30 protein-coding genes are annotated in these 26,432 nt (G+C 64.0%); 14 read left to right on the top strand and 16 right to left on the bottom strand.

Going from position 1 to position 26,432, the window contains the following annotated elements; translation table 11 throughout:
* Nucleotides 1-19 precede the first annotated feature (19 nt).
* The 4 genes from IE126_RS16765 to IE126_RS16750 are packed head-to-tail and all read right to left on the bottom strand — an operon-like array spanning nt 20 to nt 2,322.
* The gene (locus IE126_RS16765; protein WP_054304144.1) at nt 20-463 is read right to left on the bottom strand and encodes a MarR family winged helix-turn-helix transcriptional regulator; all 444 of its coding nucleotides are present in this window, start codon (nt 461-463) and stop codon (nt 20-22) included.
* Complete coding sequence (locus tag IE126_RS16760) at nt 463-1,293, bottom strand: carbon-nitrogen hydrolase family protein (RefSeq protein ID WP_108130382.1); 831 nt, start codon at nt 1,291-1,293, stop codon at nt 463-465. Before IE126_RS16760 ends, IE126_RS16765 begins: the two co-directional genes overlap by 1 nt.
* A gap of 3 nt (nt 1,294-1,296) precedes the next feature.
* Entirely contained in the window at nt 1,297-1,554 is a 258-nt protein-coding gene (gene grxC / locus IE126_RS16755) for a glutaredoxin 3 (RefSeq protein WP_054304146.1), read from the bottom strand.
* A 45-nt stretch (nt 1,555-1,599) separates the two neighbouring features.
* Nucleotides 1,600-2,322: a double zinc ribbon domain-containing protein gene (locus tag IE126_RS16750; protein ID WP_054304147.1), complete on the bottom strand. Its 723-nt coding sequence runs from the start codon at nt 2,320-2,322 to the stop codon at nt 1,600-1,602.
* Between the two features lie 34 nt (nt 2,323-2,356).
* On the opposite strand from IE126_RS16750, the gene IE126_RS16745 reads away from it, so the two are divergent.
* Both IE126_RS16745 and hemH read left to right on the top strand, forming a co-directional pair.
* A complete protein-coding gene (locus IE126_RS16745; protein WP_189381664.1) occupies nt 2,357-3,172 on the top strand; it encodes a methyltransferase domain-containing protein in 816 nt (271 codons plus the stop codon).
* Nucleotides 3,173-3,225: 53 nt separating this feature from the next.
* Nucleotides 3,226-4,311, top strand: coding sequence for a ferrochelatase (hemH, locus tag IE126_RS16740; RefSeq protein ID WP_189381663.1), 1,086 nt, complete (start codon nt 3,226-3,228; stop codon nt 4,309-4,311).
* Nucleotides 4,312-4,388: 77 nt separating this feature from the next.
* Here the strand turns inward: hemH and IE126_RS16735 are convergent, their stop codons facing one another.
* Both IE126_RS16735 and IE126_RS16730 read right to left on the bottom strand, forming a co-directional pair.
* On the bottom strand, nt 4,389-4,568 hold the full coding sequence (locus IE126_RS16735) for a hypothetical protein (protein ID WP_054304150.1): 180 nt from the start codon (nt 4,566-4,568) through the stop codon (nt 4,389-4,391).
* A gap of 148 nt (nt 4,569-4,716) precedes the next feature.
* Complete coding sequence (locus IE126_RS16730; protein ID WP_054304151.1) at nt 4,717-5,289, bottom strand: L,D-transpeptidase; 573 nt, start codon at nt 5,287-5,289, stop codon at nt 4,717-4,719.
* 160 nt (nt 5,290-5,449) lie between these two features.
* Between IE126_RS16730 and dalA the strand changes: the two genes are divergently transcribed.
* Nucleotides 5,450-6,061 (top strand): divisome-associated lipoprotein DalA, encoded by a 612-nt coding sequence (gene dalA / locus IE126_RS16725; protein WP_108130379.1) that lies wholly within the window; start codon nt 5,450-5,452, stop codon nt 6,059-6,061.
* A gap of 66 nt (nt 6,062-6,127) precedes the next feature.
* Here dalA and IE126_RS16720 read toward each other — a convergent pair whose 3' ends face one another.
* The 7 genes from IE126_RS16720 to IE126_RS16690 form a co-directional block, all read right to left on the bottom strand.
* Complete coding sequence (locus IE126_RS16720) at nt 6,128-6,631, bottom strand: L,D-transpeptidase family protein (RefSeq protein WP_189381662.1); 504 nt, start codon at nt 6,629-6,631, stop codon at nt 6,128-6,130.
* Nucleotides 6,632-6,740: 109 nt separating this feature from the next.
* Nucleotides 6,741-7,961: a class I SAM-dependent RNA methyltransferase gene (locus IE126_RS16715; protein ID WP_108130378.1), complete on the bottom strand. Its 1,221-nt coding sequence runs from the start codon at nt 7,959-7,961 to the stop codon at nt 6,741-6,743.
* Nucleotides 7,958-9,802, bottom strand: a complete 1,845-nt coding sequence (locus IE126_RS16710) for an ABC transporter ATP-binding protein (RefSeq protein WP_189381661.1) — start codon at nt 9,800-9,802, stop codon at nt 7,958-7,960. Before IE126_RS16710 ends, IE126_RS16715 begins: the two co-directional genes overlap by 4 nt.
* On the bottom strand, nt 9,799-11,640 hold the full coding sequence (locus IE126_RS16705; RefSeq protein WP_189381660.1) for an ABC transporter ATP-binding protein: 1,842 nt from the start codon (nt 11,638-11,640) through the stop codon (nt 9,799-9,801). Before IE126_RS16705 ends, IE126_RS16710 begins: the two co-directional genes overlap by 4 nt.
* Before the next feature lie 91 nt (nt 11,641-11,731).
* Nucleotides 11,732-12,331: a FecR family protein gene (locus IE126_RS16700; protein ID WP_108130375.1), complete on the bottom strand. Its 600-nt coding sequence runs from the start codon at nt 12,329-12,331 to the stop codon at nt 11,732-11,734.
* A gap of 106 nt (nt 12,332-12,437) precedes the next feature.
* Complete coding sequence (chrA, locus tag IE126_RS16695; protein WP_229825603.1) at nt 12,438-13,748, bottom strand: chromate efflux transporter; 1,311 nt, start codon at nt 13,746-13,748, stop codon at nt 12,438-12,440.
* 14 nt (nt 13,749-13,762) lie between these two features.
* Nucleotides 13,763-15,061: a FliI/YscN family ATPase gene (locus IE126_RS16690; RefSeq protein WP_189381658.1), complete on the bottom strand. Its 1,299-nt coding sequence runs from the start codon at nt 15,059-15,061 to the stop codon at nt 13,763-13,765.
* 84 nt (nt 15,062-15,145) lie between these two features.
* Between IE126_RS16690 and IE126_RS16685 the strand changes: the two genes are divergently transcribed.
* From IE126_RS16685 to IE126_RS16645, 9 genes are read left to right on the top strand one after another with little or no spacing between them, the layout of a single operon-like run.
* A complete protein-coding gene (locus IE126_RS16685) occupies nt 15,146-15,529 on the top strand; it encodes a FlgB family protein (protein ID WP_189381657.1) in 384 nt (127 codons plus the stop codon).
* Nucleotides 15,530-15,532: 3 nt separating this feature from the next.
* Nucleotides 15,533-15,913: a flagellar basal body rod protein FlgC gene (gene flgC, locus IE126_RS16680; protein ID WP_189381656.1), complete on the top strand. Its 381-nt coding sequence runs from the start codon at nt 15,533-15,535 to the stop codon at nt 15,911-15,913.
* A gap of 11 nt (nt 15,914-15,924) precedes the next feature.
* The gene (gene fliE, locus IE126_RS16675; RefSeq protein ID WP_108130371.1) at nt 15,925-16,212 is read left to right on the top strand and encodes a flagellar hook-basal body complex protein FliE; all 288 of its coding nucleotides are present in this window, start codon (nt 15,925-15,927) and stop codon (nt 16,210-16,212) included.
* Nucleotides 16,209-16,475, top strand: coding sequence for a flagellar biosynthetic protein FliQ (locus tag IE126_RS16670; RefSeq protein ID WP_189381655.1), 267 nt, complete (start codon nt 16,209-16,211; stop codon nt 16,473-16,475). Before fliE ends, IE126_RS16670 begins: the two co-directional genes overlap by 4 nt.
* Before the next feature lie 2 nt (nt 16,476-16,477).
* Nucleotides 16,478-17,191 carry a flagellar hook-basal body complex protein gene (locus IE126_RS16665; protein ID WP_189381654.1) on the top strand — a complete coding sequence of 238 codons (714 nt, stop codon included), beginning with the start codon at nt 16,478-16,480 and terminating at the stop codon, nt 17,189-17,191.
* A 1-nt stretch (nt 17,192) separates the two neighbouring features.
* A complete protein-coding gene (gene flgG, locus IE126_RS16660) occupies nt 17,193-17,978 on the top strand; it encodes a flagellar basal-body rod protein FlgG (protein ID WP_108130369.1) in 786 nt (261 codons plus the stop codon).
* A complete protein-coding gene (gene flgA, locus IE126_RS16655) occupies nt 17,978-18,388 on the top strand; it encodes a flagellar basal body P-ring formation chaperone FlgA (RefSeq protein ID WP_189381653.1) in 411 nt (136 codons plus the stop codon). Before flgG ends, flgA begins: the two co-directional genes overlap by 1 nt.
* Nucleotides 18,389-18,396: 8 nt before the next feature.
* Complete coding sequence (gene flgH, locus IE126_RS16650) at nt 18,397-19,116, top strand: flagellar basal body L-ring protein FlgH (RefSeq protein WP_108130367.1); 720 nt, start codon at nt 18,397-18,399, stop codon at nt 19,114-19,116.
* A 5-nt stretch (nt 19,117-19,121) separates the two neighbouring features.
* The gene (locus IE126_RS16645) at nt 19,122-19,628 is read left to right on the top strand and encodes a flagellar basal body-associated FliL family protein (RefSeq protein WP_108130366.1); all 507 of its coding nucleotides are present in this window, start codon (nt 19,122-19,124) and stop codon (nt 19,626-19,628) included.
* A gap of 39 nt (nt 19,629-19,667) precedes the next feature.
* Here IE126_RS16645 and pnp read toward each other — a convergent pair whose 3' ends face one another.
* From pnp to IE126_RS16630, 3 genes are all read right to left on the bottom strand, one after another.
* Nucleotides 19,668-21,818 (bottom strand): polyribonucleotide nucleotidyltransferase, encoded by a 2,151-nt coding sequence (pnp, locus tag IE126_RS16640; RefSeq protein WP_054304166.1) that lies wholly within the window; start codon nt 21,816-21,818, stop codon nt 19,668-19,670.
* Between the two features lie 223 nt (nt 21,819-22,041).
* Nucleotides 22,042-22,596, bottom strand: a complete 555-nt coding sequence (locus IE126_RS16635) for an ActR/PrrA/RegA family redox response regulator transcription factor (RefSeq protein WP_054304167.1) — start codon at nt 22,594-22,596, stop codon at nt 22,042-22,044.
* 56 nt (nt 22,597-22,652) lie between these two features.
* On the bottom strand, nt 22,653-23,285 hold the full coding sequence (locus IE126_RS16630; protein WP_054304168.1) for an SCO family protein: 633 nt from the start codon (nt 23,283-23,285) through the stop codon (nt 22,653-22,655).
* Nucleotides 23,286-23,381: 96 nt separating this feature from the next.
* Between IE126_RS16630 and regB the strand changes: the two genes are divergently transcribed.
* Together regB and IE126_RS16620 are read left to right on the top strand one after the other, a co-directional pair.
* Complete coding sequence (gene regB, locus IE126_RS16625; RefSeq protein ID WP_407646055.1) at nt 23,382-24,731, top strand: sensor histidine kinase RegB; 1,350 nt, start codon at nt 23,382-23,384, stop codon at nt 24,729-24,731.
* A gap of 109 nt (nt 24,732-24,840) precedes the next feature.
* Entirely contained in the window at nt 24,841-26,415 is a 1,575-nt protein-coding gene (locus IE126_RS16620; protein WP_189381652.1) for a PAS-domain containing protein, read from the top strand.
* The last annotated feature ends 17 nt before the right edge of the window (nt 26,416-26,432 follow it).

Genomic DNA, 26,432 nt, shown 5'->3' with positions numbered 1-26,432 from the left:
GCCGCCCTGTCCGGAGCGGCTATTCCGCGCCTTCCAGTTTGGTCCGCAGTTCCCGCAACACGGGCAACACCGCGCGAACGCGATCAGCGCCGAGGGCTTGCACCACCTCGCCTATAAGGGGTGCAATCGCCTGCACCGCCGCATCGCGGGCCGCCCGGCCCGACGGGCTGATTGCAACGAACTTGCGTCGCGCATCGTCCCAGTCCGGCCGGATATGGATGTGGCCTGCCCATTCCAGCTTTGCCAGCGTGTTGGTCATAGCGCCGCGCGTGACATGAAAGCTGCGCGCAAGCTGGGCCGGGGTGCGTTCTTCCTGAATGCGCGCCAGATGGTTCAGCACACCAAAATGCGACAGCTCCATCCCTTTGGGCAGCGCTTTGGTCAAACGGTTGCGGGCAAGCTGATCGGCCATGAACAGCTCGCCAAACAGGGCAATCGCCAGATCTTCGGTCTTCTCTGCCATCACGGGTCGTCGAAGCTGCGGTCGTGTGACAACGAAGGCACGCGGCCCCGCGCCTTTTCAACCTCGGTCAGGTCGAGATCGACAAAAGTGACACCCGGATCGGTGCCCGCATCCACCAGAACCTCGCCCCAGGGTGCAATCGCAAGACTGTGACCATAAGTGTTGCGTCCCTTGCCCGCGCTTTCGGGGTGGAAGCCGGTCTGTGCGGGCGCCAGTATGAAGCAGCCGGTCTCGATCGCACGGGCGCGCAGCAGCACCTCCCAATGCGCGGCCCCGGTCAGGTGGTTGAAGGCGGCCGGAACGGTCAGGATCTGCGCGCCGCCCTGTGCCAGACGGCGGAACAGATGCGGGAAACGCAGATCATAACAGACCGTCATGCCGATCTTTGCCAGCGGGATGTCCGCCACGACCGCCTGCGCGCCGGGCCGGTAGGCCGCGCTTTCGCGGTAAACCTCGGTCTCGGTCACGTTCACGTCGAACATGTGGATCTTGTCATAGCGCGCGGCGATCTCACCCTCCGGCCCGATGAGGAAGGAGCGGTTGGCAAAGCGCCCGTCCGCATCCTGGGTCAGCAGCCCCAGAGACCCGATCAGCACCCAGATGCCAAGCGCCTTCGCCTCGGCGCGAATAGCAGCCAGCGTGGGATCATCGTCTTCATGCCGCAGCGTGGCGCGCTGATGTTCGCGCGATGAACTGAGCATGTTGGTGCATTCCGGCGTCAGCACCAGATCGGCGCCACCCTCTGCCGCGATGCGCAGGAAGGCGAGCGTTTCCGGCAGGTTCTCAGCCGGATCATCGGTCACCGTCAGCTGGACAAGCGCAACCCGCATCGCCTAACCCGCCAGCAGGGCATCAAGCTTGCCGTCATGGTCAAGCGCGTGGATGTCATCGCTGCCACCGACATGCTGCCCGCCGATGAAAATCTGCGGCACAGTGCGGCGCCCGTTCGCCCGGTCAGTCATTGCCGCCCGCAGATCAGGGTCGCGGCTCACGTCGATTTCGGTGAAAGCCGCGCCCTTGCGCGTCAGCAGCCGCTTGGCCGCCAGGCAATACGGGCAGGTCGGGGTGGTGTAGATTTCGACAGTTTTCATGATGAGGTCCGCTCAGTCTCGCAGTTGCGGCAAGACTATAGGGATTCATCCGTCTTTCGCAACGCGTGCCAGCACCACCACATCCACGCGCGCGGCCCCCGCCGCAAGACAGGCATCGGCACAGGCCCCCAGCGTGGCGCCGGAGGTCATCACATCATCCACCAGCAGAACCGGCCGCCCTTCCATCTGCCAGCGCCGTCGCTCGTTGACCCGGATCGCCTCTTCCAAATTGCGGAACCTCCCCTCCCGGTCGCGCCCTTCCTGACTGCGGGTATTGCGGCGGCGTACCAGAAGGTCAGGGCAATGCGGCAGATCGGCCAGCCGGGCCAGCCCCGCCGCCAGCAACGCCGACTGGTTGTAGCGCCGCCGGAACAGACGCAGCCAGTGCAGCGGTACCGGCGCAAGCAATGTATCGGGCTGCAACAGCGGGGCCGCTGCGCGATGCAGCCATTGCGCGCCGGGCCGGGCCAAATCCAGCCGGTCGCCATGCTTGAGGGCCATGACCAGCCGTCGCGCATTGTCGCGGTACAGCATCACCGCCCGCCCCCGCCCCCAGGGCCGGGCAATGGTCAGGCAATCGTCGCATTGCACGGGTGCGCCGCCCTCTTCGCCCGGCAAGGGGGTGCCACAGCAATCACAGACAAGCCCCGCGATAAACGGCGTTTCCCGCCAGCAACGTGCGCAAAGCCCAAAATCCGTAGTCACCAGCGCATCGCAACTGAGGCACTGTGGCGGGTAAACCAGTTGCACAGCCGCTTGCATTCCCATCCGACCCTCCTATGGTCCGCGGAAAGGAGCCCGCATGACCCCGCCCCAGCTTGTTGATCGCCCAGCCCTTGCCCGGAACCGCCGCCGCGCCCGCCCCAACGCGCTGTTCCTGCATGACGAAGCCGTCACCGAGGTTCAGGAAAGACTCGCTGCGGTTAACAGGCAGTTTACGAAACCCGCCATTGTGACGCCTTTCGCGGAAATCTGGGCTGGCGTCCTGCCGGATGCGAAGATCGTGCCCGATGACGAGATGCTGAACCTCGTCCCCGGTGCGCATGATCTGGTGATTCACGCCATGGCACTGCATTGGGCGAATGATCCGGTCGGACAACTGGTGCAGTGCCGCCGTGCCCTGAGCCCTGACGGTTTGTTCATCGGCCTGACTCTGGGCGGGCAGACGCTGGTGGCCTTGCGGGCCGCTCTGGCCGAAGCCGAGGTGGCGCAAACCGGCGGGCTGTCACCGCGCGTGTTGCCGATGGGCGAAATCCGCGATCTGGGTGCGCTGCTGCAACGCGCCGGGCTGAACCTGCCGGTCGCCGACAGCTTTACCCGCCGGGTCAGCTATCGGGATGCGCTGCATCTGATGGCCGACCTGCGCGCCATGGGCGAGGCCAATGCAATGACCGAAAGGTCACGCCGGTTTACCCGGCGAAGGATTTTGCAGGACGCCGCGCAGCGGTACGAAACAGGTGCCGATGGCCGTATCGAGGCGCAGTTCGAAGTGATCTGCCTGACCGGCTGGAGCCCGCATGAAAGCCAGCAAAAACCGCTGCGCCCCGGTTCGGCCGTGCAGCGGCTGGAAGATGCACTGAACGCCGCCCGCACAGGTGCGACGAAAAACGACAGTTGACCCCTGCCCCCATGGCACTATCTGGGGCGCGAAACCGAATGCAGGAGAAGACGATGCTTGATGCGCTGCGCGATGCGGTGGCCGGGTTGATCCGGCCGGGCGAAGGCCGTCTGGCCCATGCGCCTGCCGATCACCCTCCGGTGCGCGCCCCGAAGATCGGGGTATTGCTCGCCAATCTGGGCACGCCGGACAACTACGACTACTGGTCGATGCGGCGTTATCTGAACGAATTCCTGTCGGACCGGCGGGTCATCGACTACCCGGCCTGGAAGTGGCAACCGCTTTTGCAACTGATCATCCTCAGCAAGCGGCCCTTCACCAGCGGCGCGAATTACAAGCTGATCTGGAACGAGGAAAAGGGCGAAAGCCCGCTGATGACCATCACCAGGGATCAGACCGCTGCGCTGGCCGAGGCATTGCGGGCCGATTTCGGCGATCGGGTCATGGTGGATTTCTGCATGCGCTACGGCAACCCGTCGACCGAATCACGCCTGCGCGCGATGGTGGAGGCGGGCTGCGAAAAGGTGCTGTTCTTCCCGCTTTACCCGCATTACGCGGGCGCTACCTCGGCCACGGCGAATGACCAGTTCTTCCGCGCGCTGATGAAGGAAAAGCGCCAGCCCGCCGTGCGCACCGTGCCCGAATATTTTGACCATCCGCTTTACATCGAGGCTTTGGCGCAATCGGTGGAACGCGCCTATGCCGCGCTGGATCATCGCCCCGATGTGCTGGTGGCCAGCTATCACGGCATGCCGAAACGCTATCTGATGGAGGGCGACCCCTACCACTGCCAGTGTCAGAAAACGACGCGCCTGCTGCGCGAGCGGCTGGGATGGGAAAAGGGCAGCATCGACACCAGCTTCCAGTCGGTCTTCGGCACCGAGGAATGGCTGCGGCCCTATACGGTGGAGCATGTCGCCGCGCTGGCCAGACAGGGCAGGAAGCGGATCGCGGTCATCGCGCCCGCCTTCAGCGCCGATTGCATCGAAACGCTGGAAGAGATCAACGGCGAGATCCGCGAAAGCTTTGAACATGCCGGGGGTGAGGTCTTTACCTACATCCCCTGCCTCAACGCCGATGCGGCCCATATCGAGGCACTGGCGAGCGTCGTGCGCGACAATCTGGCGGGCTGGGTCTGACCGGCCCGCTTTACCTGCGGCCCAAATGAAAAAGGCGGCAGGTCGCCCTGCCGCCCTTTCCATGACGTGAAGTCAAATCAGTTCGAAGCGACCGCAGCGGCCACGACGAGCAGGAGCAGCAGCGGAACCAGCGCGCCCGACGACGACGACGTGGCAGCTTCCACAACTTCCGGCTCCATCACCGGCTCGACCATGCCGCCGGCGAAGGCGGTGGTGGCGGCAACCGACAGAGCGGCAGCAAGAGCGAGTTTCTTCATTTCGATCTCTCCAGATAACGCGCGGGATCGGATGTTGCAGAGGCGACACCGCGCACCCAAGACTGTACCTCGTAAGGCGTGTTTAGACTTGAACGCAAACCGGCGCAATTGGCTCCCACCCGGTGCACGAATGCACCCGCGCCTGTCGTCAAATTAGCAACACTTGTGTGCCGACTTGGGCGAGATCAAAAAGTTCCTCGACATGCTCGTTGTACATGCCGATGCAACCGTTCGATGATTTGCGGCCGATCTTGCGCGTGTCATGCGTGCCGTGGATGCGGTAATAGGTCCAGGACAGCCACATCGCGCGCGTCCCCAGCGGGTTGTCCGGGCCCGGGCCAATATAATCCGGCCAGTCGGGATTACGCTCTTTCATCGAAGGCGTGGGGCGCCATTCCGGGCCGACGACCTTCTTGATGATTTCGGTCCGGCCACGGCGAGTCAGCTCGTCCGACAGCGGCACCGACGTGGGATACAGCTTGTAGGTCGACTGATCCTCGGACCAGAAGTGCAGCGCCCGCGAGGTCGTATCCACCAGAATCGCGCCCTTGGCGAGATTGCTGAAATAGGGTTGCCAGTCGAGCATGCGGAAGCTCGAGATATTGTTGCGAACCGACCCTTCCACTTGAGCGAAGGCGGGCATGGCTGCGGCGGCGGCCACCGTGGCAGCGCCAACAAGAACGGCCCTGCGGCTGGGCCCGTGCGAATGTTCAGCTGACATCGCTGATCTCCTGAGGGTTGGATTGGGCGGTTTTTAGCCGCTGTGCGGCAAACTCGCAAATCAAAGAGATGTCACTTGGCGAAATCACGCAGACTTGCGTTTGATAACCCCGCCGCGATTGGATAAAGACGGGCGGTCGAAATCCCACTTGGTGCCCCCAATGACGCGCTTTCCCGTTCTGTCGATCTGTGCCCTGTCTCTGCTGGCGGCCTGTGCGGCCCCCGATACCCAGCCCACGATCGGGGCGGACGGGCGGCCGCTTCCGCGCGTTTATCACATCGACAAGCGGACCGAGGCCGAGATTCCGGGCCGTCTGCTGGAGGCAGTGAATACCCTGCGCTCGGCCAAGGGGGTGCAGCCGCTGCAATATAACGGGGCGCTGATCGCCGCCGCCAATGCACATTCCCGCGACATGTCGGAACAGAACCGCCCCTGGCACTTCGGTTCGGACGGCTCGTCGCCGCTGCTCCGGGTTCAACGGGCCGGATATGCAGGGCATCTTCAGGGCGAGCTGATTTCGGAAACCTATGAAACCGAGCTGGATACGCTGGCATCCTGGACGGCCGTGCCCGACACCCGTGCGGTCGTGATGGACCCGCAGTCGAACGAAATCGGCTTCTCCTGGTATCAGGAGCCGAGCGGCAAGATCTGGTGGACCCTGCTGACCGGGGATTCGACACGCGCACCCGTCGCCCGGGTTTCGGCCACGGCACTTGGGCGCACCGTGACCTCCGAGATGGATCACGTCGGCGGCGCGCCTCCGGCGCAGTAAACTGCCCTGCCAAATGAAAAAGCGCCAGTCCCGCGACCGGCGCTTTTTGCTTTTGCGCGGCTGCGCTCAGGGCAGAATATGGATCGGCGTATATTGCCGGACCATGGCATAGATCTCTTCCATCTCCTTGTCGCGCACGGCAATGCAGCCCGCGGTCCAGTCACCCTTGTTGGTGCCTTTGTAGTTGGAACGGCCATGTATCATGATGTCGCCTCCCGGCCGCTTGCCCTGAGAGGCGGCGAAGGCACTGTCCGCGAGGTTGGGATAGGAAATGCCCAGCGACAGGTGATAGCGACTTTTCGGATTGTGGAAGCTGATGAAGTAGGTGCCTTCCGGGGTCCTGCCGTCGCCCTCGAACTGCTTGTGGCCTTCGGGTGCAAAGCCAAGACCGATATCGTATTGTTTCAGCACCTTGGCGTCGTGCAGAAGATACATCTTGCGCGCGCCCTTGTGGACCTGGATCGAGGTGACCGCCGGGCCCTTGTAACTGCGGAACTTGCTGTTGCCTCCGCCACATGCGGCCAACAACGCCACAAGAAGGAATGCCGATAAAAGGCGCGCGAAAGTCATGGGGTGCCTGCTGCTTTGTTTTTTCTGCCCATAGCCAAAATGGCAGAAACTGCACAGCCTGTATATGCGTGCAGATGCTCACAGTCGCTTCACGCCTTCGTGCGCGGACTCACAAGCTGAAGCGGGCTGCCAGTTCCACATGCGCCGACCAGCGGAACTGGTCGACCACCTGTACCCAATCGAGCCGCCACCCCGCCGCAATCAGCACCTTTGCATCACGGGCAAAGGTGATTGGATTGCATGAGACCATGGCGATGACCGGCACCCGGCTGTGCGCAAGCGTCGCCACCTGCGCCTCGGCCCCGGCGCGCGGCGGGTCGATGACGACGGCGCCCACGCCCTTGAACTCGTCAGGCTCCAGCGGGCGCCGGAACAGGTCGCGCGTTTCACAGGTGACGCGGTGCAGGCCCCCGGCCTGACGCCAGCCCTTGTCCAGCGCCGCCATCATCGCGGCGTCGCCTTCAGCGGCCAGCACATCGGCACGTTCGGCCAGCGGCAGGGTGAAGGTGCCGCAGCCCGCGAACAGATCGACGATGCGCGGCGCATCGCCCACGGCTTCGGTCACTGCGGACAGCAGCGCCGCCTCCCCTTCTTCGGTCGCTTGCAGAAAGGCACCGGGCGGCGGGGCGACCAGCGCGCGGCCCATGCGTTGCATCGGCGCAGCACGCAGGGCGATCACCTCATCGCCCCAGCTGAGCCGCGACAGGCCATGCGCCTCGGCCACGCGGGCCAGATCCAGCCGCAGCGTCGCATCCAGAGGCTTGCCGCCCTGTACCGCCACATCCGGCCCGGCAAGGCTGCGCGTCACCGTCAGCGCAAGCTCGCCCGTGCGGGAGCCGCCTGTGCGCACCAGCGCCTCCAGCGCGGGCACAGCGCCCATCAGATCGGGGTGCAGAAGCTGGCAGTTCGGCACGGGGATAATGGTATCTGACCCGCGCGCGTGAAAGCCGATCAGCGCCCCGCCCTTGGTGCGCCGCCCGGCCAGCGTGGCACGACGGCGCGAGCGTGGTGGCGAGGTCAGGATCGGCCGCAACGGTGCCTCCAACCCTTGCCCCGCCAGCGCGCCGCGCACGATACCCAGCTTCCAGTCAGCCACGAAACCGTCACGCGCATGCTGCATCAGACAGCCGCCACAGCTTTTTGCATGGGCGCAGGGTGGCTTCACCCGGTCCGCAGAGGGCGTCACGATCTTCGGCGCGGTCAACTGGCTGCCCTGAAGATCCCCCTCCACTTCCTCGCCCGGCAACATGCCCGGCACATAGACCGGACCTTCCGGCCCCTCGGCGATGCCGTCGCCATGGTGCCCCAGCCGCGCGATGGTCAGTTTCATTCCGCTGCCTCTTCGGTGACGATGAAGCCCCCCGATTGCCGGTTCCAGTAGCGCGCGTAAAGCCCCCCTTTCGCCAGAAGCGCCTCATGCGGGCCTTCCTCGACGATCCGGCCCTGATCCAGCACGATGATGCGGTCCATTTCGGCGATGGTGGACAGGCGATGCGCGATGGCCAGCACGGTCTTGCCCTGCATCACCCGGCCCAGCGCCTCCTGGATACTGGCCTCGACTTCGCTGTCCAACGCGCTTGTCGCCTCGTCCAGCACCAGAATCGGCGCGTCCTTCAGGAAGGCCCGTGCCAGCGCGATGCGCTGCCGCTGCCCGCCCGACAGTTTCACCCCCCGCTCACCCAGATAGGCGTCATAGCCCTTGCGGCCCTGATGATCCTCCATCGCGAGGATGAACTCATGCGCTTCGGCGGCGCGGGCGGCGGCGATGATCTCGGCCTCCGACGCATCGGGGCGACCATAGGCGATATTGTCGCGCGCCGATCGGTTGAACATCGCGGTTTCCTGCGTGACCATGCCGATCTGGCGGCGCAGGCTTTCCTGCGTCACCCCGCGCAGGTCATGGCCGTCGACCGTAACCATGCCTTTTTCGCAGTCATAGAGCCGCAAGAGCAACGCCACCAAGGTCGATTTCCCCGCCCCCGAGGCACCGACGATCCCGATCTTCTCGCCCGCCGCGATATGCAGCGTCACGCCGTCGATGCCGCCGCGCTTGCGCCCATAGGCGAAACTGGCCTCCAGATAATCGACCCGGCCCGCGATATGCGGCAAAGCCACCGCCCCCGGCACATCGGCAAGCTGATGCGGCTGCGCAAGCGTGCGCATGCCATCCTCGACCTCGCCGACGCTGGTATAGATCGACATGAGGGTGAAGCTGACCCAGCCGGTCATCTGCGCGATCCGCATCGCCACCGCGCCCGAGGCCGCGATGTCGCCCGCCGTCGCCCCGCCCTGCTGCCACAAGAGCACCGTGCCCCCGATCAGCAGCACTGGCAACACGCCCGCCAGCGTCATCAGCGACAGGCGGAACCAGGTGGAAATCTCGCCGAATTCGACACTGCGCTCGCGGAAAACCTCCATGCTGCGCAGCGCCACGCGATCCTCGAAGGCGGCATGGGCGAACAGCTTCACCGTCTTGATATTGGTGATCGTATCGACCACCTGCCCCGAAACCATCGCCCGCGCCGCCGCCCGCGCCGCCGAATTGCCCTTTACCTTCGGCATGAAGAACCGGATCAGCGCCAGATAGGCCACCAGCCAGACCAGAAGTGCGACGCCAATCCAGGCATCAATGGCGATCAGGAAAATCGCCGAACCGATCACCGAGGCCAGCGCGAAACAGACCGTATTGATGACCTCGGTCGCGGTATCGGTGACGGCGCGCGCCGCCTGCATCTGCTTTTGCGCGATACGGCCGGCGAAATCGTTGTCGAAGAAGGTGACGCTTTGCCCCAGCGTCCAGCGATGCAACCGGCTGAGCACCAGCGGCATCACATTCGGCCCGACGATGATCGAGTTCGAGGCCGAGGACGCGGCGAAGGTGAGCGGCCGCAACACGAGGTAGAACAGCAGGAACAGTGCCAGAAGCCCGGCCTGTTCGGCAAAGAACCCGACGGGGCCGGAGCCGACCGCAGCATCCACCACCATGCCGAGGATCAGCGCCGAAACCACCTCGGTCGTGCCGGCCAGTGCCGAAATCGCACCCGCCACGGCCAGCGGTCGCCAGGCACCGGCAAGGCACCAGCGGAAGAACGGCCCAAGCTCTTGGGGCGGCATGCCCTCCGCGGGTCGGAAGGCATCTATGAAGCCGGCAAGGCCGCGCAGTGCCTTCATGCCTCGTCCTCCGTTCCGATGAACCCGCCGGACTGCCGCGCCCAGAAGCGGGCGTAAAGCCCGCCCTTCGCCAGCAAGTCGGAATGGCTGCCCTCTTCGGCCACCGCGCCATCCTCCAGCACGACGATGCGGTCCATCGCCGCGATGGTCGAAAGCCGGTGCGCGATGGCGATGACGGTCTTGCCCTGCATGACGCCATAAAGCGCATCCTGAATGGCGGCCTCGACCTCGCTGTCCAGCGCCGATGTCGCCTCGTCGAGGATCAGGATCGGCGCGTCCTTCAGGATCACCCGCGCCAGCCCGATGCGTTGCCGCTGGCCGCCGGACAGCTTCACCCCCCGCTCGCCGACATGGGCGTCATAGCCCCTGCGGCCCTCGGGGTCTTGCAGCGTCAGGATGAACTCATGCGCCTCGGCGCGGCGGGCGGCGGCGATCATCTCGGCCTCGGTCGCCGCGGGGCGGCCGTAAAGGATGTTTTCGCGCACGCTGCGGTGCAACAGGCTCGAATCCTGCTGAACCATGCCGATCTCGCGGCGCAGGCTGTCTTGCGTGACCCCCGCGATGTCCTGCCCGTCGATCAGGATACGGCCCTGTTCGCAATCGTAGAAGCGCAGCATCAGCTTCACCAGCGTCGACTTGCCCGCACCGGAACGACCGACAACCCCGATCCGCTCGCCGGGGCGCAGCACCAGGTTCACGTCGCGCAACCCGCCCGAGCCGCGACCATAGTGATGCGACACGCTCTCCAGCCGGATCTCGCCCGCCGTCAGCCGCAAGGGCGTGGCCGCCGGCGCATCGACCAGACCGATGGGCTGAGTGATGGTCTCCATCCCCTCCTGCACCACGCCCAGCGCCTGCACCAACGAGGTGGTGGCCCACATGATCCAATAGGTCATGTTGTTCAGCCGCAACACCAGCGCCGCCGCCGCCGCCACGGTGCCGACGCTCGCCTGCCCCTGATACCACAGCACCAGCGCCCAGCCCGTGACTGCCACGATCAACCCGCCATTCAGCACGGTCAGCGCCAGGTCCATCCTGGTGATGACCCGCATTTCCGTCTGGAAGGTGGCACGGGCATGCTCGATCGCCTCGGTCGCATGGCGCATTTCCAGATCGTGATGCGCGAACAGCTTCACCGAATGGATATTGGTATAGGCATCGACCACCCGCCCGGTCACGGCCGAGCGCGCATCGGAACTGGCTTTCGAGGCCGGCCCCGCCCGCCGCAATGTCCAGCGCACCAGCGCCGCGTAAAGCGCGAACCAGACCAGCAGCGGCAGCACCAGACGCGGGTCGGCATCCGCCAGCATGATACCCGCGCCGACGATGGTGACGCTGGCGAAAGCCACCGCATCGAAGGTCTGGAACACCGCATCGCCCGCCGCCGGGGGCGTCTGCATCACCCGGTTGGCAATGCGGCCGGCAAAATCGCTTTCGAACCAGCCGACCGGCTGGCGCATCACATGGTCATGCGCGCGAAAGCGGATCATCGTTCCGAAATTCGGCAGGATGGTGTTGTGCAGCAGCGCCACATTCGACACCAGCAACAGCGGCCGAAGGATCAGTACGGCAAGACCGACCGCAATGATCTCGGTTCCATGGCCATTCCAGACCTCGGCAGGGCTGGCCGTGGCCAGCAAGTCGACCAGACGCCCCACATACCAGATCAGCGCCACATCCGACCCTGCTGCAAGCACCGAAAGCAGCGCTGTTACCGCGAAAACGCCGCGGAATGGCCGGACGTATTCCCTCAGGAAGGGCCAAAGCCTGCGGGGCGGGGCATCGCTGCGCGCATAGGATTGATAAGGGTCAACAAGCCCTTCAAAAAACCGGAACATGGGGAAACTGCCTCAAAACAGGTCGGAGGTAAGATATAGGCCTTTCTGCCGGAAAGGAAAACCGCGCTTGGGGCAGATGACAAGGGACGGTTTACGGGGTCAGGCCGACACTCGTGAACGCCTCGACAATCCGTTCGGCCCCCCAGATGCTGACCTCTGACGGTGCCGCCCCGGGAGCGGGGATATTCACCCCTTCACCCGCGCCGATCTGCCGGATTTGCCCCGCAGCCATGACCTCAACCCGGCCGCGCTGAACGAAAATCCCGAAAACGCCCCGGCTCGGCCCCGCGTAGAACCGCGTTCCGCGCACGCCGATACGGGCGAAGGTGCTTTGCACTTCAAGGTCCAGCGGCGCCAGCGTATCGGGCCGGTCGAAGACCATGGCCCCGCCAATCGTGATCGTCCCCCCCAGATCGGCCGCAAAGCGATCAAGCATAAACCGCGCTTCGGGGCCAAGGTTGATCCGTGTCGCGGTAAACAGCTCCAGCGCAGCAAGGCTTGCGGCACCCGTGCTGACGGTATCGCCTTCATGCAGCGGATCGTCAGGGTGCAACGCCTGTTCCGCATTTCCGCGCGACAGAATGGCCTGCCCGGTCAGCGCCAGCGTGACACCGACAGGCGCCTGCGCAAAACCACGCGTCGCCAGCAAGAGGGCTGGCGCGGCAAGAAAAAGGCGGCGGGTGGCAGGCATGGCTCTGTCCTCACGTTTGGCCAGAGGCTCAGCCTAGCAGGCGTATTCCCGCCCCGGAACCGATTTCTGGTCGGTCGCGCAGCGGCCTGTTCCACGGGAAACAGGCTCAGACCAAACCGGCCAGATGCAGCAGCACCCCGGCCACCGCCATGATGCCAAGCGTGGTGCCGATGCCAACACCCCGCCAGAAGATCAGGCCCAGCGCCAGCAGGGTCAGGGCGGCGAACGACGGCACGAAGCTGACCAGCACCGGCAGAGTCAACCGGACGGGCCCGGCCTGCCAGAGCATGACGTCCCCGAAGAGGCTGTGCAGAGCAAACCAGAGGGCGAGATTCAGAATGACGCCGACCACCGCCGCCGTCACCATGGACAGTGCAGCCGCAGGCGCCACACTGCCGCGCAACCTTTCCATCCAGGGGGCACAAAGGAAGATCCAGGCGAAACAGGGGGCAAAGGTCACCCAGGTTGCAAGCAGGCCGCCCAGCGTCCCCGCCAGAAGCGGCGGCAAACCACCTGCATCGCGGAAGGCGGCGAGAAAGCCCACGAATTGCAGCACCATGATCAGCGGCCCCGGCGTGGTTTCTGCCAGCCCCAGACCGTCCAGCATTTCCCCCGGGCGCAGCCATCCCTGCACCGCCACAGCCTCCTGGGCGACCCAGGCCAGCGCCGCATAGGCACCGCCGAACGTGACCACCGCCATCTGCGAAAAGAAGCGCGCAATCACATCGAAAACCGTGCCGGGGACAAAAAGCGCAAGCAGGACCACCGGGACCAGCCATGCCAGCAAGGCCAGACATCCCGCGAACAACGCTCCGGCCATCGGGGGCGTCTTCAACCCGTCTTCATCCGGTTCCCCCTTCCGGCTCTGACCCCCGCGCCCGGCGAGCAGGCCTATCAGTGCCGCACCGATCACAATGACCGGAAAGGGCACGTCCAGAACGAAGATCGACAGGAACGAGACCACCGCGACAATGCGCGCCAGCCAGCCACCCAACGCCCGCCGTCCCAGACGTATGACCGCTTGCAGCACAATGGCCAACACCCCGGCCTTCAGCCCGAAAAATATGGCAGCCACCAGCGGCGCCTCGCCATGCAGGGCATAAAGCCAGCTGAGCGCCATGATCGACAGCAGACCGGGAAGGATGAACAGCCCACCCGCAATCAGCCCGCCGCGCGTGCCATTCAGCAGCCAGCCCAGATAGGTGGCAAGCTGCTGCGCCTCAGGTCCTGGCAGCAACATGCAGAAATTCAGGGCATGCAGAAAACGTCGCTCGCCGATCCAGCGTTTCTCCTCGACCAGAATACGGTGCATCACCGCAATCTGGCCCGCCGGGCCGCCAAAACTCAGCGCGGCGATGCGCGCCCATGTCCGGGCGGCCTCGGACGGGGCAGGAGGGTTCGGTTCAGAGCCTGTCATGGCGCCCAGTCCCATCACAGCGCAAGACAGGCTGCAAGCCGACGGAAACTTGCCGCGATCCCCTCGGGCGAGTCCTCGGCCAGGAAACCATCCAACGCGGGCCAGACCCTGATCGCCCGGTCCACAACCGGATCGGACCCTTTGCTGTAGAGACCCGCCTGAATCATCATCTCGGCGCGGTCATACGCCCCCAGCAGGCGCCTCGCCTCACCGATCAGTGCATTTTCCTCCGCATTGGCGGCGTCGGGCAGGCTGCGCGACACGGATCGCAGCAGGTCGATCGCCGGAAATCGTCCACGCTCGGCAATCCGCCGGTCCATGACCACATGACCATCCAGTACACCGCGCAGGATATCGGCCACCGGCTCTTCCATATCAGACCCGGCAACCAGCACGGACAGGACCGCCGTGATATCCCCCGCCTCCTGCGGTCCCGGCCCCGCCCTTTCGGCCAAAGACATGATCATATGTGCAACGGACGGCGGGTAGCCCCGCAGATCTCCGCCCTCGCCGGAGGCAAGCGCGACCTCGCGATGCGCCTCCGCGAAGCGGGTGATCGAATCGGCCAGAAACAGTACATGGCGCCTCTGATCGCGGAAATGTTCCGCGACAGACATCGCCGCCCAGGCACAGCGGCGGCGGGCCAGCGGTGACTGGTCCGACGTCGCGGCCACTACGACCGACCGCGCCATGCCCTGCGGACCGAGCACCTTCTCGGTGAAATCCCGCAGTTCGCGCCCGCGCTCGCCAATCAGCGCAATGACAACGACATCCGCCTCCACCCCCCGAGCGAATTTCGCCAGCAGCGAGGATTTGCCGACCCCGGAGCCCGCGAAAAGCCCAATTCTCTGCCCGCGCACCAGCGGCAGAAGCGTGTCGAAGGCCGCTGTTCCGGTGCGTAATCGCCCGCCCAGATGACGACGCTGCGCGGCGGCAGGCGCGGCGGCGCGCAGCGGCCGCGAAACCGGGCCGCGAAACAGCGGGCGGCCATCCAGCGGCAGGCCGTAAGGATCGACGATACGCCCGATCCAACTGTCGTCCGGCGCGATGGTTGCCGGACCGACAAGATCCACCGGATCGCCGATCCGGATGCCCTCTGGCGGGTTGTCGGGCAGGATCGTTGCCCCCTCGCGCGTAAGGCGGATCACTTCGCCGTAGCCTCTGCCAATGCCCACACGATCCCCAAGACCGGCACAGCCTGCCAGCCCGCTCACCGCCAGCGTGCCGCGCCCGATCTCGGTGATGCGGCCTATCCGGCGCACGGGCGCAATCGCCGCGATTTCGGCCTGCAAGGCATCAAAGAGGCCGGCCATGAGATTCTCCCTTTGTTCGCCGCTTACCGTTTCTAAAGGAATCACCCTTAAGCCTTGATGAAGGTTGTCGAGGGAGAAGCCCCGATGTTCGAAAAACTTGAACTTGTCAGAATGGCGCAGGCGATGGCAGTGCATGCTGGCGCGCGGCAGGCCGAAATCGCACGCAATGTGGCAAATGCCGATACGCCGGGCTTCAAGGCGCGGGATCTGCCGCCTTTTGCCGAGGTTTATGACGCATCACAGGATGCTCTGCGCCGGACCCGCCCCGGTCACCTGTTGTCCGGAGAAACCGATGGCCCTGCCCCCGTCCTCCGCACGCAAAGGGGAGCAGCCGCACCGAACGGCAATACTGTCTCGCTGGAAACCGAGATGGTGAAGTCGGTCGAGGTCGGACAGCAGCACGAGATGGCGCTGGGGATCTATCGCAGCGCCGCCAGCATCCTGCGAACCAGCCTGGGGCGGAGGTAGGCTATGTCAGATCTGCTCAATGCCCTGTCGCAGGCCGCCTCCGGGATGCAGGCACAGGCTGCCAGATTGCGGCATGTATCTGAAAACATGGCCAATGTTGATACGCCCGGCTATCATCGCAAGCTGATCCGTTTTCGCGAAATCGCGGATGGATCGGGGGTGGAACCGGGGCCTGTCCGCCTGGATCGCAGCGCGCTGAACCGTATCTATGCGCCGGGGCACCCGCTTGCCGACGAGACCGGGCACTACGATGGCTCCAACGTCGATCTGGTGGTCGAGGTGGCCGACGCCCGCGAGGCACAGCGCAGCTACGAAGCCAATCTGAAACTTTTCGATCAGGCGCGCCGCATGACGCAAAGCCTGTTTGATCTTTTGCGCAAATAAGGAGGTCCAGAATGGACATGAACCCCGCTTCGGCCGCCCGCAGCTATGGCCTTGCCCGCCCGGTGGTCGCCGTCCCCCCTGACGCCGGACAGACCGATGGACTTGTTGCCGCGGCGCAGGAGTTTGAACAGATCCTCTCGCAGGGCGAGGCAACTGCCCGCGCGGCCATGACCGGCAACGCCGATCCGCATGCGCTGGTTCAGGCGCTTTCCGCCAGCGAACTGGCAGTGGAAACCGCCGTCACCGTGCGCGACAAAGTGGTCGAGGCATATCAGGAAATCCTGAGGATGCCGGTATGACCGCTGATCAGGTCTTTGATCTGCTGCGTCAGGCACTCTGGATCGCGGTCAGGGTTTCTGCCCCGCTTCTTGCCGTCGCGCTGATTGCGGGCCTTGCCATCGGCCTGTTGCAGGCCCTGACCTCGGTGCAGGAAATGACGCTGACGTTCGTGCCCAAGGTCGGCGCCATGCTGATCGTCTTCTGGGTCTCGATGAGCTTCATGACCGCGACGCTGGTGAGCTTCTTCACCGACCGCATCATCCCGCAGATCGCCGGAGGCTGACCATGGATGCCTCTGGCTATACCACGCTGACACGGCAGAACGGCCTGCTGCACGAATTGCAGGTCATCGCCAACAATATCGCCAACAGTTCAACCACCGGCTTCCGGCGCGAGGGCGTGGTTTTTGCGGAGTATGTGAAGGCGCTTGACGATGCACCGTCGCTGTCCATGGCCCATGCTTCGGCCCGCAATGTGGATCTGAGCCGCGGAGAGATCCAACAGACCGGCGGGACATTCGATTTCGCGGTCGACGGGGATGGTTTTTTCCAGATCGAGACGCCGCAGGGAAACCGGCTGACCCGCGCCGGACATTTCACGCCCTCCGCCACCGGCGAACTGGTGAACGCGGAAGGCTACCGCCTGCTGGACGAGGCCGGAGGGCCAGTTTTCGTACCGGCTGATGCCGGTCAGATCGCACTGTCGGAAGATGGCACGCTCTCGACCATTCAGGGACCGCTGGCCCGGATCGGTCTGTGGCAGCCCCAAAACGCCACCGCACTACGCCACGAGGGCGGCACACTGTTTTCGGTCGAGGGAGAAATCCTGCCGATGCAGGGGGGCAGGATGCACCAGGGCAGTCTTGAGGGCAGCAACGTCAACACCTTTTCAGAGATCGCCCGGATGATGGAAGTCCAGCGTGCCTATGAGCTGGGCCAAAGCTTCCTCGACCGTGAGGACGAGCGGATGCAGATGGCGATACGAACACTCGGAGGATGAAATGAAGGCGCTTCAGATCGCGGCGAGCGGCATGGCGGCACAACAGATGCGCGTCGATGTCGTGTCAAACAATCTCGCGAACATGTCGACAACCGCCTACAACGCCCGGCGCGCCGAATTTGCAGATCTGCAATACGAACAGATCGCCAGGCCCGGCACGATTTCGGCCGAGAATGGTGCGATGCTGCCAACCGGCGTGCAGATGGGCATGGGTGTGCGTCCGGCCGCTGTTTCGGTGGTGCTGTCGCAGGGCACGCTGAGCCAGACCAATGGCGACCTTGACCTGGCCATCGAAGGGCGCGGGTATCTGGAGGTAACGTTACCCTCCGGCGGCACTGCCTATACCCGCGATGGCGGGCTGAAACGCACGGCCGACGGGCTGATCGTCACCTCCGAAGGTCACGAAGTTGCGCCAGGCATCACCATACCCGCTGATGCCCGCAGCCTGACCATCAACGCACAAGGCGAGGTTTATGCCTATTTTGCCAATCAGGTGCAGCCGCAGCTTCTTGGCCAGATCACCCTCGCCGGTTTCACCAACGAGAAGGGGTTGGAGGCGATCGGCGGCAATCTTTACCTTGAAACGGCTGCATCCGGGCCGGCGCAAAGCGGCACACCAGGCAGTGACGGGCTGGGCAGCCTGCGGCAGGGTTACCTTGAGGAAAGCTCGGTCGATGCGGTGCGCGAGGTTACCGAACTCATCAAGGCCCAGCGCGGATACGAGCTGAATGCCAAGGTGATCACCGCTGCCGACCAGATGCTGGCTGCCACGACACAGGTGCGCTGATGCGATGGCTGATGCTTGCCCTGCTGCCGCTGCCCGCGCTGGCCGATACGCTGGTCGCAACCCGGACCATTCGCGCGCTGGACATCCTGACCGACGCCGATGTGATGCAGGTTTCCGGCGGCAAGGGCTTCGATGATCCGCTTCAGGTGGTAGGGATGGAGGCGCGCGTGGCGATCTATGCCAACCGTCCGATCCGGCCCGAAGATATCGGCCCCCCCGCCCTGATCGAACGCAACCAGATCGTGACGCTGCGCTATACCACCGGCCCCCTGCACATCCTGACCGAAGGCCGCGCACTGGCGCGGGCCGGGTTGGGCGAAACGGTGCGGGTCATGAACCTGTCGTCCCGCAGCACCGTTACCGGCCGCGTCAGCTCGGATGGCACCGTCATCACCAGCCCCCAACCCTGAGGAGCGCCATGTATCGCCTGATCCTTCTGACCCTGTGCCTGAGCGCCTGCTCGCGATTGGCAGAGGTTGGAAAAAGCCCGGATTTCTCACCACTGGAAGGCAGTTACCAGCATCATGCAATGTATTCGACACCGCTGCCACATGACATCCCGCCCGCAACGCCTGCGGATGCCTCGTCGCTGTGGTCAGCGAACCGCGAGGCGCTGTTCGGCGAGCGCCGGGCTGCGCGGCGTGGCGACATCCTGACCGTTGTTATCGAAATCGACGACAAGGCCGAGATGTCGAATACATCTGGCCGCAGCCGCGCGGGAAATGACTCGATGGGCATACCATCCCTGTTCGGCATTCCCGAGCGCCTGAACGAGAAATTGCCTGAGGGCGCCAGCATGGCCGACGCGGTCGAAACCCGCTCCAGCTCTGCCTATCAGGGCCAGGGATCGGTGTCGCGCAAGGAAAAGCTCACCCTGAGGGTTGCCGCCACGGTGGTCGAAGAACTTGCGAATGGCGTATTGCGGATCGAAGGCCAGCAGGAGGTCCGGGTAAATTACGAGCTGCGCGAGCTGATCGTGACCGGCTACGTCCGGCCAGCAGATATCTCGCGCCAGAACGAGATCACCTATGACAAGATCGCGGGCGCCCGGATTTCCTATGGCGGGCGCGGCCAGATCACTGATGTGCAGCAGCCGCGCTATGGCCAGCAGATCGCCGATGTTCTCTTGCCATTCTGATCGCCATGAAACGCCTGATCCTCCCCCTGATCCTCGCGCTTGTCGGCCTGTTCGGCGGCCTTGCCGGCGGCTATTTCCTGCGACCGACCGAAGCTCCGCCGCAAGAGGCCGGGCAGGATGTGGCGGCAGATGCGTCACATGATGCGCCCGCCCCGGCAGAGGGGCACGGGTCGGAAGAGGGCAATACCGGGCCTGAATATGTGAAGCTGAGCAACCAGTTCATCGTGCCGATTGTCGAAGATGGCCGCATCAGCTCGGTCGTGGTGCTGTTTCTCAGCCTGGAGACCACGGCGGGTGCACAGGAAACCGTCTTTGCACGCGAGCCGAAGCTGCGCGACAGTTTCCTGCAAATCCTGTTCGATCATGCCAACAGCGGCGGCTTTCGGGGCACTTTCACCGAAGGCACCAGCCTTGCGCCGCTGCGCCGGGCCCTGCTGGAGTCGGCGCGCACCATCCTGCCCGGCATTGTCAGCGATGTGCTGATCACTGATATCACCCGACAGGATGCCTGAAGCAAAAGGCCCCGGACATCGCCGGGGCCTTTCAGAAAGTCAGCCTTCGGAGGCTTCTTCCTTTTCCTTCTTCTCGGGCACGATTTCTGCCCCCGTCTCCTGGTCGACCATCTTCATGCCAAGGCGCACCTTGCCACGGTCGTCGAAGCCCAGAAGCTTGACCTTCACTTCCTGACCTTCCTTCAGAACCTCGTTCGGGTGGTTCAGGCGCTTGTTGGCGATCTGCGACACATGGACCAGGCCGTCACGCTTGCCGAAGAAGTTCACGAAGGCGCCGAAATCGACCAGCTTCACGACCTTGCCGGTGTAGATCTGGCCTTCTTCCGGCTCTGCCACGATCGACCAGATCATGTCATAGGCCTTCTTGATGGCATCGGCCGACGAGGACGCAATCTTGATGACGCCGTCGTCATTGATGTCGACCTTGGCGCCCGAGGTTTCCACGATCTCGCGGATCACCTTGCCACCCGAACCAATCACTTCGCGGATCTTGTCGGTAGGGATTGAGAGGGTCTCGATCTTCGGGGCGTATTCGCTGAAGCCCTGCGGGGCCGACAGCGCCTTGTTCATCTCGCCCAGAATGTGCATCCGGCCGTCCTTGGCCTGCGCCAGGGCCTGCTCCATGATCTCGGGCGTGATGCCCGCGACCTTAATGTCCATTTGCAGCGAGGTGATGCCAGATTCGGTGCCTGCAACCTTGAAGTCCATGTCGCCGAGGTGATCCTCGTCGCCGAGGATGTCGGTCAGCACGGCCCATTTGCCGTCATCTTCCAGAATGAGGCCCATGGCCACACCGGCGACCGGCGCTTTCAGCGGCACGCCCGCATCCATCATCGACAGCGAGCCACCACAAACCGAAGCCATCGAGGAGGAGCCGTTCGATTCGGTGATCTCCGACACCACGCGGATGGTGTAGGGGAAATCGGTCGGCGCCGGCAGCACGGCTTGCAGTGCACGCCATGCCAGCTTGCCGTGACCGATCTCGCGGCGACCAGGCGAGCCGACGCGGCCCACTTCACCAACCGAATAGGGCGGGAAGTTATAGTGCAGCAGGAAGTTGGAACGGTAGTTGCCGTTCAGTGCGTCGATGATCTGTTCATCCTCGCCGGTACCCAGCGTGGTGACGACCAGACCTTGCGTTTCACCGCGGGTGAACAGGGCCGACCCATGGGCGCGCGGCAGGATGCCGGTTTCCGACACGATCGGACGCACGGTCCTGGTGTCGCGGCCGTCGATCCGGGCGCCACCGTTGATGATGTCGCCGCGCAGGATCGCGCTTTCCAGCTTCTTGATCGCCGAGCCGAGGTTGATGTCGGCCTGGTCTTCCTCCGACAGCGACGCGGTGATCGCGGCGACAGCGGCGGAAATGGCGTTGGTACGTTCCTGCTTGTCCTTCAGCGCGAAGGCGGCGCGCATCTGCGCCTCGCCAGCGGCTTTCACTTTGCCGTAGAGTTCTGCAATGTCCGGCGGCGAGAAATCGAAGGGCTCTTTCGCGGCGGTTTCAGCCAGCGAGATGATCAGGTCGATTACCGGCTGCATCGCCTCGTGACCGAACTTCACGGCGCCCAGCATTTCTTCTTCGGACAACTCGTAAGCTTCCGATTCCACCATCATCACGGCGGTCTTGGTGCCCGCGACCACGAGGTCCAGACGCTGCTCCGGCTTGGTGCGGAGCTGAGTCATGTCGTCCATCGCCGGGTTCAGCACATATTTGCCATCGACGAAGCCAACGCGCGCGGCGCCGATCGGACCCATGAAGGGCACGCCAGACAGGGTCAGCGCGGCGGAGGCCGCGATCATCGCCACGATATCGGGGTCATTCACGAGGTCACAGGACAAAACGGTTGCCATGACCAGCACTTCGTTCTTGAAGCCTTCGACGAACAGCGGGCGGCACGGGCGGTCGATCAGACGGGAAACCAGCGTCTCTTTTTCGGACGGCCGGGCCTCACGTTTGAAGAAGCCGCCGGGGATCTTGCCGGCGGCGTAATATTTTTCCTGGTAGTGAACGGTCAGGGGGAAGAAGTCTTGACCGGGCTTCGCCTTCTTGGCGAAGGTCACGTTCGCCATGACGCTGGTTTCGCCCAGCGTCGCGATGACCGAACCATCGGCCTGGCGCGCAACCTTCCCGGTTTCCAGCGTGAGCGTTTCATCGCCCCACTGGATCGACTTTTTCGTTATATTGAACATCTGTCATCCTATCCTGGGAGCTCTCCCGGGCGCATCCCGGGTCTCCCGATGTCTGGCGGCCCCATTGCCGCCGCCCCCAATCCTCATGCATGCGGCCCGGGGCATGGCCTCACGTCTCAGATGGGCGCCCGCATAGCGCAAAACCAGCGGTTTGGGAAGCGTTCGTTCTTGCCACGCGGCAAGAGCCGCACTGCAGCACGGCAAATATACGCTGTCAGGCGATTTACTTCGGGCTGCGCTTGGCCAGAATCCGCTGAAGCGTGCGGCGGTGCATGTTCAGCCGCCGCGCAGTTTCCGAGACATTGCGGTCGCACATCTCATAGACGCGCTGGATATGTTCCCACCGCACGCGGTCGGCGGACATCGGGTTTTCCGGCGGCGAGGGCAACAGATCACCCCGCGCCAGAAGGGCATTGGTGACCTCATTCGCGTCGGCGGGCTTGGCCAGGTAATCAGTGGCACCGATCTTCACCGCAGCGACTGCGGTTGCAATGGCTCCATAACCCGTCAGCACGACGATCCGGCAATCGGGGCGGCGTTCACGCAGCGCTTCGACCACATCAAGCCCGTTGCCATCTTCCAGGCGCAGGTCGACCACAGCAAAAGCGGGCGGACGGCTTTGCGCGATGGCCTTGCCTTCCGCCACCGTTTCGGCGGTTTCGGGGATGAAGCCGCGCTTTTCCATCGCCTTGGCAAGGCGTTTCACGAAGGATTCGTCGTCATCCACCAGAAGAAGCGAACGGTCCGGCCCGATTTCGGCGCTCAGATCCTCTGCCATGGCGATGCTCTCCGTCGTGAAAATCCTGCCGACCCTAGGGCGAATTCACCGGAAGGTCAATTTTGCCCGGCAGCTTTTGCCGCATCGACAAAACAGGCGACACTGTCGGCCATCTGCTCGGGCGTTGCCTCGCGTTTGTAGAACTCGGCAAAGCCGCTGCCCGGCAGCATCAGATAGGTGAAGGTCGAGTGATCGACGAGATAGAATTCGTCCTCGGCCTCCTGTTTTTTGAAATAGGTCTTGTAGGCCAGCGAAGCCGCCTTCACCTGTTCGGCCGAGCCGGTCAGACCGATCATGCGGGGATGCAGGTTGGCCGCGAAATCCTTCACCACTTCGGGCGTATCTCGCTCCGGGTCAATCGAGATGAACACCGGCTGCACGTCATAGCCACGGTCCACCAGCAGGTCGATTGCCTCCGCGTTACGGGCATTGTCGAAGGGGCAGACGTCCGGGCAGAACGTGTAGCCGAAATAGACCAGCGAGGGTTTGGTGAGAACATCCTTGTCGGTTACCGTGCGGCCATCGCCATCGACCAGCGTGAAGGGGCCGCCGATCTCGCCGCCGCCAACTGCTCCGGCACGGCATTGCGCGAACGCATCGGACGCCTTGTTCGACATGATCCACAGCGCACTGCCGCCAACCAGACCGACGACCACCGCCACCGCGAGACCTGCATAGAGCTTTGACATGGCTTTCCCCTTTCTTGCGTGGCGCATTGATCCCGCATCATGAGACTTTTAACAATGCCAAAACACCCTTCTGCGACAGCAAGGACCATGGCCGCATTGCCCCTTTCCCCGGACGAACCGCCCCTGCCCGGCACTCAGGCCCCCGGAGACCTGCTGCGCCTGGGCACGCTGAACCTGTTGCGCTGGATCGCCATTGGCGGCCAGATCATCGCGCTTCTCGCCGCGCAGTTCTGGCTGGAAATCCGGCTGCCGCTGGGGCTTTGCCTGCTGGTGGTGGGCGCGTCCGTTATCGTCAACCTGATCTCGGTCTTCATCTTCCCCGAAAGCACCCGCCTCACAGAACGGCAGGTATTCTTCACGCTGCTGTTCGACCTGACGCAGCTCGCAACCCTGCTGATGCTGACAGGCGGGCTGACCAACCCTTTCGCCCTGTTGTTTCTGGCGCCGGTCACGATTTCCGCAACAGCGCTGGAGGGACGGGCGACGCTGGTTCTGGGCACGGTGGCACTGGTTCTGGTCTCTGTCGTTGCCCTGTTCGCCGTGCCGATGAGCATGGGGGACGGTACAATCTTTGCCCTGCCCCGGCTGTTTTCATTCGGCTTCTGGCTGGCCATCGTCATCGGCATCGTCTTCCTCGGGATCTATGCCCACCGCGTCGCAGCAGAGATTCACGCGATGCAGGATGCGTTGCTCGCAACCCAGATGGCGCTGGCACGGGCGCAGAAGCTGACTGATCTGGGCGGTGTGGTGGCGGCAGCGGCGCATGAACTGGGCACACCGCTGGCCACGATCAAGCTGGTCAGCGCCGAGTTGATGGAGGAGCTGGAAGATCACCCAGACCTGCGCGACGACGCGCAACTGATCCGCGATCAGGCAGACCGTTGCCGCGACATCCTGCGTTCCATGGGGCAGGCGGGCAAGGATGACCGGCTGATGCGGCAGGGGCCGCTGAGCCTCGTATTGCGCGAGGCCGCCGAACCGCATCTGAAGCGGGGTAAGGCGGTGCATTTCACCCTGCCTGACAGCGACCCGGTGGTTCAGCGGCAGCCCGAGATCCTGCACGGCCTGCGCAACCTGATCCAGAATGCCGTGGATTTCGCAGATGCCAATGTCTGGGTCGATGCAGAATGGCGGGGCGATCGGCTTGTCTTGCGGATTGTCGATGACGGGCCGGGCTATCCCCCGCATCTTCTGGGCCGGATGGGCGAACCCTTTCTGCGCAATCGCAAGGCCGATCCCGCGCAACGACCGGGGTATGAGGGCATGGGTCTCGGCATGTTCATCGCGAAAACCCTGCTGGAAAGGACGGGCGCCCGGCTGTCCTTCGCCAATGCACAGCCTGAGGCGATGGCAGACCGGCGCGGCGCCATTGTCGAGGTGATCTGGCCCGCCAACCGCATTCTGGCTGAAACCGGCGCCCTGGGAGAGAACTCGCTGAACAGCTGACAGGTTTTCGCGGCTTTCGCCTCAGGGGCGATGACTGCAATCAATGCCTTAACCAAGCCTTAACTATCACCCGCCAAGGTTGCGGCTGAAACCTTGTGCGAGAATTTCGATGGTGATCGACTGGGCCCTGGCCTTCATGATGCTCCTTGTGTCCATTCTGGCCGCTGTCGCCGGCCTGTTCACCATTGCGGCCCTTGATCCGCAGACCCGGCGCGGACCGCGCTCCATCTTCGCCGATACCGCAGGTGGAACCAGCTTTCTTTTCGACGGCGAAACGCTTCTGGATGCGACACCCGCCGCCCGAGCCCTGATCAGCCAAAGCCCGATCCGGGGCCCTGCCTGGCTGCGGCTCCGCTCCTATCTCGGCGCGCGGTTTGCCGATTTCGAAAGCCGTTTTGCCAATCTCGCCGAGGAAGGGCTGCTGATCCTCACCTCCTGCGACACGAACGGAACGCCCATTCTGTTGCGGGCCGAACTGGCCGGCGGGCTGACCCGGATCAGCCTCGAAGACCCGGAGGCTCAGGCCACCGCTCCAAATCACGACGCACTGACCCGCAAGGCAACGGAGGACGAGCTGAGCCGGCTGCGCAATACGCTGGCGCTGGCCCCGATGCCGGTCTGGCGTGAAAGACCGGATGGCCAGCTTCTGTGGGCCAACGCCGCCTATCTGCACCGCGTTGCAGATGGTTTACCCCCCGGACAGGATCTGACATGGCCACTGCCGCGCCTTTTTGAGCGCACAACCGACCAACCCGGCACCGCCCTGCGTCACCGGCTGGTGCAGCAGGGGCAACCCGACAAATGGTTCGAACTTCACGCCTATCAGGACGACGCCGAACAGTTGGTATTCGCGCTGCCAGCCGATACGCTGGTAATGGCCGAGGCATCGCTACGGGATTTCACGCAAACCCTGGTCAAAACCTTCGCCCATCTGCCGATCGGGCTGGCGATTTTCGACCGCCAGCGCCAACTTGTGCTGTTCAATCCTGCCTTGCTGGATCTCTCAGGCCTTCAGCCCGATTTCCTTTCGATGCGCCCAACGCTGTTTGCCTTTCTGGACGCCATGCGCGACCGCGACATGATCCCGGAACCGAAAGATTATCGCACCTGGCGTCGGCAGATGGTGGCGCTGGAACAGGCGGCCTCCTCCGGCCTGTTCGAGGAAACATGGAGCCTGCCGTCCGGCCTCACCTACAAGGTGGTCGGACGCCCCCATCCCAACGGCGCGCTGGCGCTGCTGATCGAGGATATTTCAACCGAAATCGGCCGCATACGGCGATACCGGGCCGATCTGGAGCTTAGCCAGGCGGTTGTCGATTCCGTGGATCAGGCGCTTGCGGTCTTCTCCCCAGCCTCTGCGCTGGTGATGGCAAATGCGGCCTATTGCCGGTTGTGGGGCCACGATCCGGCGAGCACCGTTTCAGAAGGCAGTTTCGCGACGCTTTGTGCGCACTGGCAGGGCCGCAGCGCGCCAAATCCGTTCTGGGCCGAAGCGGAAAGCTTTGCTGCGGCCCATGATACCGACAGCGCGCCCCTGCACGGAGAAGCCCGCCTGCTGGACGGGCGTCTGGTCGAATGCCGCATTTCGGCCCTGCCCGGCGGCGCCACCCTTGCCCGTTTTGAAATCGCCACCCGGATCGAGGATGCGACGGGCGCGATGGCAACGGAACGTCTGCGCGCCTGAGCCGGGTTGCAGCCGCA

The organism is Gemmobacter nanjingensis, assembly GCF_014652195.1.
GTDB lineage: Bacteria > Pseudomonadota > Alphaproteobacteria > Rhodobacterales > Rhodobacteraceae > Gemmobacter > Gemmobacter caeni.
Note: the sequence above shows the minus strand (reverse complement) of the source record. Positions and strands in the feature narration are given on the sequence as shown.